Below are 12,804 nucleotides of genomic sequence, written 5' to 3' on the forward strand. Positions count from 1 at the left end.
ATCGGAGTTGCATTTAGAAGAAGCCACACATATTAACCTTTATCCACTATTTTTTTTCCATTAGAGTCTTTTTTAATTAAAAACCCGCCTTCAATTTTATGACAAGATCCTTTCGCAACATAGACCCAAGCAAGATGCCCTTGTTTATTAGAACCTGGAACGTTACCGGCGCATTCAAAAGTTGTACTTTTTTTGTATTTATTTTTGAATGCAGCATTTGCAGCGGCAATTTCTTCTTTATCAATAGAGCATCCATTTTGGTCTTTTTTTTGTATTCCATAACATTTTTCAACTTCTTGGGTAACAATTGTTTCAGCAGGAGAATCTGCTTTTGCACTTAAAAAAATTCCATTTAATGCAGCAGCTAAAAAAATTTCTCTCTTTTTCATAATTGCTCCCAATTGTTTAAAATGAAATTAAAAATTAAAGTTTTTCAATTTTGCCTTCTTTATTCATTAAAAACCCACCAAGTGTTTTGCACTCTTCTTTTGATTTCACTTTTGTCCAATTTAAATTTCCACCTTTTCCAGCGCATTTAGCTTCAGCACCGCATTTATGAGCAGTTGCTTTTGCATATTTGTCACCAAATTCTTTTTTCGCAGCTTCTACTTGTTTTGCATCTACAGCGCATTGTGCTTTATCTTTACCTGCAGATATCCCACCGCAGCTATTAACTCCCCAGCAATTCACTTCTGCAGCACTTGCAGCGGAAACCATACCAACAGAAAGACCAGCAACAGCAGCACATACTAATAGTTTATTCTTACTTGACATATACAATTCCTCCTTTAGGAAATAAAATAAATTAGAACATGATCATAACAGATTTATTTAACGGAACGTGCACCTTCACAAGAAATATTAATCGTAACAGTATCACCTACAACAGGCCCTGCTTCAACAATATTTTGAAAATTGACTTTAAAATCTTTTCTATTTATTTCTGTTGTCGCTTTAAAGGCTTGCATTACTTTTTCTTTTGATTTGATTTGACCTTTGTGAGTTACTTTAAAAGTTGCTTGTTTTGTAACCCCTCGAATAGTTAAATCTCCTACTAATTCAAATGTATTATCACCTGTTTTTTTAGCGGACGTTGATTTAAATGACATCGTTGGAAATTTTTTAACATCGAAAAAATCGGCGCTTTTTAGGTGATCATCACGTTTTTTTACAGATGTATCGACTGATGCTGCTTCAGCGGTTGCTTCAATTTGAGTTTGAGATAAATCTTCAGGATTAAATTTAAATGTTCCTTTAAATTTTTTGAAATCTCCTGTTACTGTACTTATAACAAGGTGAGCTACTTCAAAAGAAACTTTAGAATGATCTTGATCGATTACATAGTTTTGTAAACTTTCTGCAGCAGCCACAAGAGTACCTTGTTTTTGAGAATCGGGACTTTTTGTATCTGCAAGTGCATAAAAAGGAAAAGCTATGAGTGTTGAAAACAAGTATAACTTTGTAACCTTATTGACGATCATTAACATCTCCTTAGTTAAAAATTCATTAGTCTGCAAAGTACCAAAATAGATTTCAAAAATAAACATGTCAAATTTTATTTCTATTTTTCTGTTTAGTTTAAATTAACAGAATCTTTTGCTCTATCTAAAAAAACTTTTAAAGATGGATACCTCTCTCTTGCTTTTAAAGCCCAATAGAGTTGTTTTCGTGGTTGTTCATGTCTAATTAATATATGAAGTAATAATTCTTCGTCAGCAGATATATTTTTTTTCTCTTTTTGAATTTTCTTTAATTCGAATGCTGCTAGGTTTCTGATCTTTTCATCAAACACTTCGTGTTTTTTTCTAAAAGCATTAAGATCGTCAACTTCAGATGTTTCTTCTCTATATTTATTCATATAATGAAACCATGCACCTACCAACATAGAGAGGGAAGGTATTTCTTTTGAAAAAAATTGAATTAGTGAAATAATTTGATCTGTAGGGTGATTTTCTAATAATAACTTAGCAAAATTTGTTTCTTTATTTAAATCTATTTTTTCTTTATGGTATTTTCCAAAAATATCTAAAATTTTATTCACTTCTTCATCTAAAGTTTTATTATTCTCATCTGTTTTTTTATTTTTTGAGTTCATTTTTTTTGGAAAAATAAGAGCTTCTTCACTTGATAAGGAAACTTTAACGGGTCGAACTTTAGAATTTATTTTTTTTTGTGGAATAAGTGAATGTAGATTTTTTGCATCTCCAAGAATTCTTTTATTTGGTTCGGGAGTGCTTCTCAGATTTTTCCATTTTTCGGGATCAAGGTTCATTTTTAGAACAAGAGTTTTTTCATGTTTTTTTGTTACGCTTAGAATGTTACTTTCTGATAACTCTTCAACCGCTAATTTTACTTGTCTTTCGGGAACTCCTAATAATATAGAAAGCTCAACTGTGCTCGATACAATTTCATCAATTCCCGCTGCATAACAATTTAAGATATATAATACGAGCGAGTAACTGCAGGAGCCCAATCTTGCAACAGCAAGTACTTTAAATCCGCCTCTTTCCCAAAAGTTTCTTAAATTCACAGCAATCCTCCAAAATCAAATTTCTTCCATATTAAATACTAACGTAAATTATCCGAAACGTAAGGCAAACCCCATTTTTATGAGGTATTTGAAATGATACAAAGATTTTTAACCATTGCAGATATACCAGAATTAAGGCCCGATCCCATACAAGCAGATAAAACGATACCAGAACTTGAAGTTTTTATTCCTGTTGATGTTTATTGGATAATACAAGATATTATTAAAAATATGAGATATGCGCGTACTGTAGATTTATCAATTGATAAGTATTGGCGAGACTTTAACCGTTTAATCTATCCTTGTCTTATATTTGAGAAGGATAGAATGTGGTTTCGAAGAAATGTTGGCTAGTCTTTTTATTCTAACAAAAATACAAAACCACCTTGGATTAACAATCCAGTAGAAGACAGCGCTTGGGTTGGATTGACGTTATAAGAAGCAGAAACTCTAAATAAAATATCTGTTAAAAAAATACCTAATTCACCAGGATAAATATCAAATATGGGAACCAAACTAATGTCTAAATTTCCACCAAATTCAAATATAGGGCTATATTGAGTGATTCCTAGTGGCTTGTTTGTCGTACTATTTGATCCGTCCGTTGAAGCATCTTCTCTAAAACGGGTACCACCTACTCCAACAAATATTCCTGGTTGAAGATAAGACCAACTTGGATTTCGGTACCTTAAACCGAATAAGGCTTCGGCAGTCAATGCGTAAAATTTTCTTGTGTAGGTTTGCTGTGTGCCAAGCATTGTTGAGCTACTTGTGCTTGTATTGAATAAATATCGACCTTGAATTCCAGCTGATAAACCAACATTTCCAAACCAAAATAGATAATTTGAACCTAATTCGACATGTCCCGTTGGTTGAGAATTGTCGTATTTATCATAATAAACTTTATCCTCGTTAGGAATTAAAATTCCGCCTGTTATAAATAAATCATAATTTGGCTGTTTATCTTTATTTGAGATTGCATTCGATTTGTATGTTTCTTTATCTTTCTTAGGTTTATCAATGGAAGGTGGCATAATATTTTTATTTATGACATCTTTTTGGGGAGATTCATCCAATTTACTTTTGTCGTCGGTGTTACTTAAATTTTCTTGTTTAGCGGGCTCTTCTTGTTTAGCGGGCTCTTCTTGTTTAGCGGGCTCTTCTTGTTTAGCGGGCTCTTCTTGTTTAGCGGGCTCTTCTTGTTTAGCGGGCTCTTCTTGTTTAGCAGGCTCTGCAACTTTACTTTTGTCGTCGGTGTTACTTAAATTTTCTTGTTTAGTGGGCTCTTCTTGTTTAGCAGGTTCTGCAACTTTACTTTTGTCGTCGCTGTTATTTAAATTTTCTTGTTTAGCAGGTTCTTCTGTTTTTATATTTGGAATTTCTTTTATTTCGTTTTGTAATGGAGACTCCGGAATTTCTTGCGCAGAAGCTTTTTGATTCCAAACAGAACTTACTTTTTCAAATAGAGACTCAAAAAATTCAACTGATTTTTTAGCATAACCCGAAATTCTATAAAGTGTTTTTCCTGAATATTCAAAAAACAGATTAAATGCGGGCTTAAATTTTGGATTTTCATCAAGCCAATTTGCCCAAACTTGAGCATGTTTATAATAAAAAGGAGTTATTCCCATGGGCGTAAGATAGGTATCTCTTAAAACTCGCCAATAAAAAACGGAATCACTATTTATATCACCAGAAGCCGCAGTTACTACAAAACAATCTTTCGTTTTTGGTAAATTAGGAGATTTATCTGTACTTGCTAAAGGAAGAGTGATTCCCGTAACGTAACTAATATTAGAATGAGCAAGGCTATAGTTCGGGGATAATGTTTTTGAATTTGAGTCATAAGCGTTATTAAGAGCCCATGCCATAACTCCGTAAATCGCTCCATTGCTGATATTGCCTTTACTCCATGAGCTTTGTGATCCTGGAACATAAACAACATTGTAACAACCTGAAGGTGTTCCGTTACTGTCACTTGAAATTTGTGAAGGATTGGTAATACCTGAAGTGTAGGGGATTGCCGCTAAATCTCCTGTTAATGAAATTGAATTTGTAGCAAAGAGACTTGCAGGGGCAACTGTTGAACAACCAATTGCACTTGATAATCCTCCAGACATAAAACTGGATTGATAGGGTGTGTAGGTGCAAGTATAAGGAGTGGTGGAAGCCGTTTTTAAAGAAACAGAATTCATAGCAAATTGCCAATTTCCAGGACTTGCTCCACAGCCAGTGGAATTTCCACTTGCGTCTTTATCAAGCCAATAGACAATAACGTAACCGGATAAAGTATTAGGGTTTGCTGTTGCTGTTAATATTCCTTGAGTTGCTTGCTCAACGGCGTTTAAACTAGAAGGCGCGGATAGCGTAACAACAAAAGCACTGTCTTGAGCTTTTACAGAAATACTAGGAGCATTTACCATTGCACCCGTGTCTGCCTGCCAATAAAAGCTTGTTCCCCCAGGAGTTGAGATTCCGTTATAAAATGGCGTAAATTGTATGCCGCCATTTGAAATGGCTCCAATGATATCGTTTGGTAAAATATTATTTGCTTTGGTAAAATCAATTGTAACTTTAATCGAACCTTTATAAGTAGAAGTATTAAATCCTCCTAAATCAGAGGTTACTGTAATCCCATTTGAAAAAGTAGCTACTTGATAGTATTTAAGATAATTCCCAGTTGTTGCTCCAATGGCAACGCCCCATTGTGTTGGATCATGTTTAAAAGTAATCCCACTTGGAATGCTTATCGATATTGGATAAGTTAGAACTAATTTGCCTATTGAATCTGCCTTTTGGTATTGTGAGGGAGGCGCAAAAGTAGGGGTACTAATATTAGGAGCATAAATTTGAATAGTTGCCGCCGAAGGCGTACAATCCGAACATGGTGCTAAACTTTGAGCATACGTAAAACTCGTAAATAAACAGACAACAACTACATATATCAATGAAAATAGGTTTTTCATTTTATTTCTTTCAAAAATTATTTTGCTAAAATTGATTGAATTGTGCCATTTAAGGCACAAGTATTTATGACTTGAATTGCATTTAATGCAGCGCCTTTGCGAAGATTATCCGAAACAATCCAAAGAGAAATCCCATTTTCAAAGACATCTGTTTTGCGAATACGACTGACAAAAACTTCGTCTTTTCCATGAGCTTCGCGAGGAGTAACAAACATCCCATAATGATTTAAATCTTCATTTAACATGGACTTTTCGTCGATAACACAAATGCCTGGAAAATGAGAGAGCTCATCTTTAATTTGTGCAGCTGTTACTTTTGAAGAGAATTCTAAAGTAACAGATTCGCCGTGACCTACAAATGTTGGAACCCGAACGCTGGTGGCAGCAAGTGGTAAATTGGGAGAAGAAAGAATTTTTCTTGTCTCAGAAATGATTTTAGATTCTTCATCGGTATCCCCGTTTTCTAAAATGCCTGCTACATAAGGCATGACATTAAATGCAATAGACTTTGGGAAGAGTTCCGATTTGCCACAAGTAAGATCATGATTTACAAAAAAGTTTTTAGATTCATCGGTTAATATATCAATTGCTGGTTTTCCAGCGCCTGATACACTTTGATAAGTAGAAACAATAACGCGCTTTAATCCAAATTTTTCTTGTAACGGTTTTAAAGCAATCACAAGCGGAATGGTGCAACAGTTTGGACTTGCGACTACTGGAAATTTTGAAAGATTTTCAGGGGTCAATAAATTTCCGTTTACTTCTGGAACAACCAAAGGAACAGAAGGATGAGCTCGAAAAGCAGATGATTTATCAATACAAAGAATGCCCTTTTCTGCTAATTTAGGAATATATTCGTTTGAAATGGAAGCATCTGTTGCAAATAAAAGTGCGTTGCATTCTAGCATAGAAGATAGCGACGGTTCTTCTATTGTTACTTTATTATTTTTAAAAGAAATTGTTTTTCCCGCAGAAGCGCGAGAAGCATATAATTTTAATTTTTTAACTTTAAATCCAGAAAAATCATCGGTAAGAATATCTAATGCGGTTTGTCCCACAACTCCTGTTGCACCAACAATTCCAATTGTTAACTCTAGCATAATGAAAACCTCAACTTGAAAATATTACTCCGAATTATTTCCTGCTTCAAATAGTTCCTCTTCTTCTTCTGCTTTATCTTTTCTTGTGAAAATCCATAAAACAGGACCATGAAAACAGTATATTATTAAAAACAGAGCTAAGGAAACAACAAATTGTAAAATAAATATAATGGCACATATAATTAATACGGCAGATAAAACACGAAAGGGTCTTTTTCTTGGTAACCGCATAGATTTATGACTTAAATACTCAAAAGTGGATACCATTCCCAGTGCAAGTAAAAACATAATTATTAATAAAGTAATATTTCTAACTTCAGGAGTTGTTAAAGTTTGCGCAAGGAGAACTTCCCATTTGGAATGATCGGCAAGAGTCCAAGAAGCAAGTTCATTTTGTGCCATAATAAATACAGCTAGGGGAGCTGCTGCCATAGGTATTGGAATACCTGTAAAATTACCACTTGTTTTGCCCATTGCACTTTGCACATTAAAGCGTGCTAAACGTAAAGCTCCACATGCTGCAAAAATAAAGGCAACACAAAACCCAAGTCTGAAAAAATCATTTAATGCATAGTTATAAATGACAATGGCGGGGGCAATTCCAAAAGAAACAAGATCACACAAAGAGTCTAGTTGGACTCCAAAAGAACTTTGAGTATGTGTTAGGCGTGCCACACTCCCATCTAGACCATCGCAAAGTCCAGCAGCTAAAATGGCATAAGCTGCAAAAACAAATTCTTGCATGTTTCCATTCATTCTACCATCAATCGAATATTTTATAGCGAGTAAACCAAAAAAGAGAGAAGCTGAAGTGATTAAATTAGGTAACAAATAAATACTGGATTTCACTTTACGCTTTTTATCTAAAAGATGAGATACATTATTATTTTCTTTATTATTTAAATTATCATGTAATTCTGGATTCATAAAAGATTTCCTTCTCTTAATTTTAAGACAGGACCTGGCTCTTTTCCATATTCAGGAGAGAGTGATTCAACATAATATCGTTTTTCTTCCCATGCTTTTTTAAGACTAAAATAAAGATCAAAAAAGGTGATAAACCCTGTTGATTCATCATCTAAGTCAAATTCACCTAATTGTTGTTTACATTCAAATTCACAATTTTTAAATTTACAAATATCTAATAATTCATTTGTTAAATATGTGGAAACAGGTAATAAATTTAATTCTTTTGACCCTGTTTTGAGTCCATTTACAAAAGCACATCCAAGTCTTAAGCCTGTAAAAGAGCCTGGGCCCACTCCAACAATGATTGTTTTTATATCTTGAGAAGTTAAAGAAACAATTTTAAGTGATTTTTGATAAACTGCAAATAAATTTTCTGCTGTTTTTCCAATGACTCTAGAAAATAAAGTTTGTTCCGTTAAAAAATATTCTATATTGGAATCTATTAAATTTATTTTTGAATTTATTATATTTGTAAAACCAGAGTCATTTAGTATTAAAGATTTTAATTCTAAATTATTTTTACAAATGATTATACCAACACCTCGTCTATGAGTAAGAATAAGTGCAAATGGAAATTGTAACTGTTCTATGAACACAAACTGTTCCTTTAAATTAAAAACGAATTAGTCTTAATATATCATTGTAAAATACAATAATAAAAAGACCTAATATAATAAATATTCCAATCCGTTGGACTGTTAATTGGACAGATTTTGGTAATGGTTTTCCAAAAGCAGCTTCAACAGCATTTAAAAATAAATAACCGCCATCAAGTGCTGGTAACGGAAGTAAATTCATCATGCCAATATTAGTGCTTATAAAAGCCATAGTCATTAAAAAAATAATGAAACCGCCTTTTGCCGCTTCTCCTGCCACATTTGCAATAGCGATAGGTCCACCTAAATTGGATAAAGGAATAGAGCCTGTAAATAACATTTTAATTGCATTATATGTTAAATAAAGTTGATTTAAGACGGCTTGATATCCTTTTTGAACGGCCTCAGAAAATGAAATTGCTTTAGAAATTTCATTAGGCATTGTAACGCTTTGTGACATAAATTGGATAGGAAAATCCATAAATAATTGCGTTCGATTTAAATGATCAAATCCGTTTCTTAAAGGAATAGAGCATTTTAAATTTTCTAAATTTCCATTTTTATTTAAAAGTTGCATTTGAACATTTAATTTTTCAGGTTTATTTTGATTTACTTGTGCTGACTTTGGAGCGGAATCTAGCCATGAATATATTTGCAATATAGAAAAAATACGACCAACACCTTCAATAGAATAAATAGTATCACCTGCTTTTAATCCACAGTTTTTCCAGGCTTCCATAGCAGGCAAGAGTTTGTCATTTATGGGCATTGTTTGAAAATTTGAAATTGTTTGATCCGACGAAATAAGATCTTTTGACCAATCTATTTTTTGAGTTGATTTGTTTTTTAAATAGTCTTCAGACCACTTTTTAATATTGGGGTCAGTTAAAGAAACATGAAGTGTTTCTTTTTTATTTAATCTTAAGAATTCAATTTCAAAATTTATATTTTTCATTTTATTAAAATGAATTTTTTCTGCAAGAGAATAATCAGATTGAGATTGGGTAACGGTTTCTAGGTTCTGAGTTATTTCATAAAAAAACTGAATTTTTTTATCATGAATTCTGGTAATTTGATCACCATTTTGTAATCCAATTGTTTGAAAAAAACTATTTTTACTAACATAAACATGAGAAGAATTGAAAAGAGCGGATATGCCAATTCTGCCAGAGGATTGTTTGTTACCTAATGCTGTTTCAATTTCTTCTTTAGAAGGAGTGATTTTTAATTCTTTTTTTAATCCATTGCTTTCAATTTGAAGTGATAGGTTTTTTTCAGGAGAAGAATTAATTTTAGATGAGAGATCGGACCAATTTTCAATTTTTTTATTATCAATAGCTAATATTTTATCCCCTGTTTTTAACCCAGACTTTTCTGCAACTGAATTAGGTAAAACATAAATAGTTGCTGGTTTAAAAGGGAGTCCATGAAAGTAGATAAATGTCATTACAATAAAACTTAAAACAAAATTAGCAAAAGGTCCTGCGAAAGAAACGATCGCTCTTTTATGAACCTTTGCATGTAAAAAAGATTTTTCTCTTTTTTCTAAAGGAACAGTTTGTTCAATGTCGGAACCATAAAATCGAACATAACCACCAAGTGGTAGCCAATTGATTCGATAATCTGTGTTTCCTTTACGTATAGAAAATGCTTTTGGTCCAAATCCAATACTAAACTCTTCCACTTCAATTCCAAAGGCTTTACCTGCTAGAAAATGTCCTAATTCATGGACAAAAACAACAACGCCTATCAAAATAATAAAGGCAACAATTGTATTAGAAAAAATAGATTGGAGAATTTCCATTCTTGTTACTTTACCTCTTTAAATAAATAGCAGATTCATTTTGCTTTAATGAAACTTGCTCGGGAGTCATTCCAAAACGTCTTTCTCTTAGGGAGTATTGTTTTAATAATTCGATCAACTTTTCTGTATCAAAATCAGGCCACAATACTTCATTGAAAAAAAGCTCAGCATAAGCAAGTTGCCAAAGTAAAAAATTACTTACACGATATTCCCCACTTGTTCTTATAAACATATCAAGGGGAGGAAGGCCTTGGGTGTCCAAACAACTTTCGAAAATTTGCTCATCAATGTCATCAGGATAAATGAGGTTCTCTTTTACTTTTTCAACAATTTTTCTTACAGCTCTAAGGATTTCACCGTGAGAGCCATAACTTAACGCAACGCAGAGATACATCCCCGTATTATGAAAAGTGTCTTTTTCAAGTGCTGAAATTAATTCTATGATATCTGAAGAAAGTTTTCTACGATCTCCAATAACCCTAAATCTTACATTATTTTCAGTAATTCTTTTATGCTCTTTTCGGATGTACCATCTTAATAAGCCCATGATACCACCTACCTCTTCTTCTGGTCGGCGCCAATTTTCATCAGAAAAAGCAAATAAGGTTAGGGCTTCAATGCCAATATTCCCGCAAAACTCTGTAATTTCTTGGACGCGTTCGACGCCTTTGCGATGCCCTGCAATTCTAGGTAAGTGTTTTTTTGAAGCCCATCTCCCATTTCCATCCATAACTATTCCTATATGACGGGGTAGTTTCAGAGGATTAAGTTTCGATTTATCACAATATATATTCATAGTTTTGCCTGTATTAAAACTGCTTTGATAAATAAATACACATATCATAATTACCGAGCTTGCAGGCTAGATAATTCTCCTAATTACAATTGTGCAATCTGGCACAACTAAAGACTTAAGATCAAGCCTCCTTATGAGTTGATTTAGAATTGACAGCACTTATCTATCGCATTACCTTAACATGCTCTGTTGAGAACTTTAAATGCCTTTATCTAAAGCAGGATTATATATGTCTTCAAATCTCTCTCAAAATAAAAAAACCGTATTAAGCACGCAAGGATACAGAGGGACAAGAGATTTTTTCCCTAATGACCAACGCCTCCAAAATCATGTGTACTCAAAAATTCATAAATTAATGCATTCTTTTGGATACGAAGAATATAATGGTCCCATTGTTGAACATCTTGAATTATATGCGGCAAAATCAAGTGAAGAGATCGTGAGAGAGCAGCTCTATTCATTTAAGGATAAAGGTGATAGAACTCTTGCTATTCGTCCTGAAATGACCCCTACTTTGGCCAGAATGGTTGCTTCAAAGCAAAAAGAATTATTAAAGCCTATACGCTGGTATAGTATTCCAACTTGTATGCGATTTGAACGTCCTCAAAGAGGGCGTCTTCGTGAGTTTGATCAATTAAATGTTGATATTTTTGGTGGTAATTCTTTGGATGAAGATATTGAAATTATTTTATCAGCAGTAGATGTTCTAAAATGTGTTGGTGCAAAATATGAAGATTTTGAAGTGAAAATAAACCATAGAGGAATTATTAATACGTTTTTAAGCAATATTATTAATGTGCCTGAAGGTAACATATCTTTTATTTTAAGACTTTTAGATAAAAAAGACAAATTAAGTTCCGATGAATTTAGCATAGAATGTAAAAAATTAAATTTAACTCAAGATCAAACAAATAAATTAGATCAATTTTTAAATTCATCTATTGAAGAAATAATTTTATTATTAGGTGATTATGCTGCTCCTGCAAAAGAATTGAAAAATAGAATTGATACTTTGATAGAACTCACTTCGTCAAAAGTGATTAAATTTTCGCCTGAAATTATGCGTGGGTTTGATTATTATACAGGAATGGTATTTGAGGTATTTGATAAACATCCTGATAATCAAAGGGCTTTATTTGGTGGTGGCCGTTACGACAATTTAATTGCCGCTTTTGGTGGTGATGAGTTGGCTGGTGTTGGATATGGAATGGGTGATGTTGCTATTGTCAATTTTATGGAAGTACATGGTTATCTACCTGAATTAAAAAAAGAAACAGATGTTTGTGTCATCCGTTTTTCTGAGTCTGATCGCATTTCTGCATTAAAATTATCAAAAGAGTTAAGAGCTCTAGGATTGAATACAGAATCACCAGTTACTTTAAGTAAATTTGGAAAACAAATTCAGAATGCAGAAAAAGTAGGAGCTAAGGCTGTAGCATTCCGTGGTAATGATGAAATGATCAATAATACTTTTTGCGTAAAATGGTTATTAACTGGTGAGCAAGAGATATTTCATTATGATAAAGATGGGTTTCTTCAATTTCTTCAAAAATTAAAAATGTGTTCATAATTATTATTAGGTTAAAGTTTTTAACTCATATAAATATATGAAATGACATTCTTTTTACTTTTTTTATAAAACTGGATTATCATATCATCTTGCATTGCAGCTAGAATTTTTTGTTTAAAGTTATTTGAAGAATTATTTTCTAATGTTTTATTTAAAAATCCCATATTGAAATTTTTTGCAATGTAATCTTGATCTTTTATTTCAATAGAAAATGTATAGTTAAAATATATAGGTGATTTAAATTTTTGAGTTATTTCTTTTTTAGGGAGTGTGATGTCTTCAATATAATAAAGAATCATAAAGTCATAGATATTTTCACATATCTTTTTTATAAAAATATATTTATAATGCCAGTTAAGAGTTGAGAATGTGTTTTTAGAAAAAGAATATGTACTTAAAAAGGCATGCAGAAAATCTTCCGAAAACATGGACAAGCAAGCCCTTTGTTGAACGGACTTTGGATGACGTTTGAA

Annotated in this window: 13 protein-coding genes; 2 read left to right on the plus strand and 11 right to left on the minus strand. The window is 32.6% G+C overall.

Annotated features, from left to right (window positions below):
- Positions 1 to 32: 32 nt before the first annotated feature.
- From ACIQ56_RS08275 to ACIQ56_RS08290, 4 genes are all read right to left on the minus strand, one after another.
- Positions 33 to 389, minus strand: a complete 357-nt coding sequence (locus ACIQ56_RS08275) for a DUF2282 domain-containing protein (RefSeq protein WP_397600600.1) — start codon at positions 387 to 389, stop codon at positions 33 to 35.
- Positions 390 to 423: 34 nt separating this feature from the next.
- Positions 424 to 774 carry a hypothetical protein gene (locus ACIQ56_RS08280; protein ID WP_397600601.1) on the minus strand — a complete coding sequence of 117 codons (351 nt, stop codon included), beginning with the start codon at positions 772 to 774 and terminating at the stop codon, positions 424 to 426.
- Positions 775 to 827: 53 nt separating this feature from the next.
- Complete coding sequence (locus ACIQ56_RS08285) at positions 828 to 1,481, minus strand: YceI family protein (protein ID WP_397600602.1); 654 nt, start codon at positions 1,479 to 1,481, stop codon at positions 828 to 830.
- Positions 1,482 to 1,573: 92 nt separating this feature from the next.
- Positions 1,574 to 2,530 carry a hypothetical protein gene (locus ACIQ56_RS08290; RefSeq protein ID WP_397600603.1) on the minus strand — a complete coding sequence of 319 codons (957 nt, stop codon included), beginning with the start codon at positions 2,528 to 2,530 and terminating at the stop codon, positions 1,574 to 1,576.
- A gap of 93 nt (positions 2,531 to 2,623) precedes the next feature.
- Between ACIQ56_RS08290 and ACIQ56_RS08295 the strand changes: the two genes are divergently transcribed.
- On the plus strand, positions 2,624 to 2,884 hold the full coding sequence (locus ACIQ56_RS08295; RefSeq protein WP_153417899.1) for a hypothetical protein: 261 nt from the start codon (positions 2,624 to 2,626) through the stop codon (positions 2,882 to 2,884).
- A 5-nt stretch (positions 2,885 to 2,889) separates the two neighbouring features.
- Here the strand turns inward: ACIQ56_RS08295 and ACIQ56_RS08300 are convergent, their stop codons facing one another.
- The 6 genes from ACIQ56_RS08300 to ACIQ56_RS08325 are packed head-to-tail and all read right to left on the minus strand — an operon-like array spanning position 2,890 to position 10,809.
- Entirely contained in the window at positions 2,890 to 5,496 is a 2,607-nt protein-coding gene (locus ACIQ56_RS08300; protein WP_397600604.1) for a hypothetical protein, read from the minus strand.
- A gap of 17 nt (positions 5,497 to 5,513) precedes the next feature.
- Positions 5,514 to 6,596, minus strand: coding sequence for an aspartate-semialdehyde dehydrogenase (locus tag ACIQ56_RS08305; RefSeq protein ID WP_397600605.1), 1,083 nt, complete (start codon positions 6,594 to 6,596; stop codon positions 5,514 to 5,516).
- 24 nt (positions 6,597 to 6,620) lie between these two features.
- A complete protein-coding gene (gene pssA, locus ACIQ56_RS08310; RefSeq protein ID WP_397600606.1) occupies positions 6,621 to 7,523 on the minus strand; it encodes a CDP-diacylglycerol--serine O-phosphatidyltransferase in 903 nt (300 codons plus the stop codon).
- Entirely contained in the window at positions 7,520 to 8,161 is a 642-nt protein-coding gene (locus ACIQ56_RS08315) for a hypothetical protein (RefSeq protein ID WP_397600607.1), read from the minus strand. The genes pssA and ACIQ56_RS08315 overlap by 4 nt, the downstream gene beginning before the upstream one ends.
- A gap of 16 nt (positions 8,162 to 8,177) precedes the next feature.
- On the minus strand, positions 8,178 to 9,965 hold the full coding sequence (locus ACIQ56_RS08320; RefSeq protein ID WP_397600608.1) for a site-2 protease family protein: 1,788 nt from the start codon (positions 9,963 to 9,965) through the stop codon (positions 8,178 to 8,180).
- A gap of 10 nt (positions 9,966 to 9,975) precedes the next feature.
- A complete protein-coding gene (locus ACIQ56_RS08325) occupies positions 9,976 to 10,809 on the minus strand; it encodes an isoprenyl transferase (RefSeq protein ID WP_397600609.1) in 834 nt (277 codons plus the stop codon).
- A gap of 181 nt (positions 10,810 to 10,990) precedes the next feature.
- Between ACIQ56_RS08325 and hisS the strand changes: the two genes are divergently transcribed.
- Complete coding sequence (gene hisS, locus ACIQ56_RS08330) at positions 10,991 to 12,331, plus strand: histidine--tRNA ligase (protein ID WP_397600610.1); 1,341 nt, start codon at positions 10,991 to 10,993, stop codon at positions 12,329 to 12,331.
- Positions 12,332 to 12,351: 20 nt separating this feature from the next.
- Here hisS and ACIQ56_RS08335 read toward each other — a convergent pair.
- Positions 12,352 to 12,804: hypothetical protein (locus ACIQ56_RS08335; RefSeq protein WP_397600611.1), on the minus strand; the 453-nt coding region annotated here is incomplete at its 5' end.

This window comes from Silvanigrella sp., from assembly GCF_044369315.1.
Lineage (GTDB): Bacteria > Bdellovibrionota_B > Oligoflexia > Silvanigrellales > Silvanigrellaceae > Silvanigrella.

Excerpts from the sequence above, each read along its gene's own strand:
- pssA (WP_397600606.1), bottom strand. The coding sequence starts at position 7,523 with ATGAATCCAGAATTACATGATAATTTAAATAATAAAGAAAATAATAAT.
- ACIQ56_RS08300 (WP_397600604.1), bottom strand. The coding sequence starts at position 5,496 with ATGAAAAACCTATTTTCATTGATATATGTAGTTGTTGTCTGTTTATTT.
- hisS (WP_397600610.1), top strand. The coding sequence starts at position 10,991 with ATGTCTTCAAATCTCTCTCAAAATAAAAAAACCGTATTAAGCACGCAA.
- ACIQ56_RS08320 (WP_397600608.1), bottom strand. The coding sequence starts at position 9,965 with ATGGAAATTCTCCAATCTATTTTTTCTAATACAATTGTTGCCTTTATT.
- ACIQ56_RS08280 (WP_397600601.1), bottom strand. The coding sequence starts at position 774 with ATGTCAAGTAAGAATAAACTATTAGTATGTGCTGCTGTTGCTGGTCTT.
- ACIQ56_RS08275 (WP_397600600.1), bottom strand. The coding sequence starts at position 389 with ATGAAAAAGAGAGAAATTTTTTTAGCTGCTGCATTAAATGGAATTTTT.
- ACIQ56_RS08285 (WP_397600602.1), bottom strand. The coding sequence starts at position 1,481 with ATGATCGTCAATAAGGTTACAAAGTTATACTTGTTTTCAACACTCATA.
- ACIQ56_RS08325 (WP_397600609.1), bottom strand. The coding sequence starts at position 10,809 with ATGATATGTGTATTTATTTATCAAAGCAGTTTTAATACAGGCAAAACT.
- ACIQ56_RS08305 (WP_397600605.1), bottom strand. The coding sequence starts at position 6,596 with ATGCTAGAGTTAACAATTGGAATTGTTGGTGCAACAGGAGTTGTGGGA.
- ACIQ56_RS08295 (WP_153417899.1), top strand. The coding sequence starts at position 2,624 with ATGATACAAAGATTTTTAACCATTGCAGATATACCAGAATTAAGGCCC.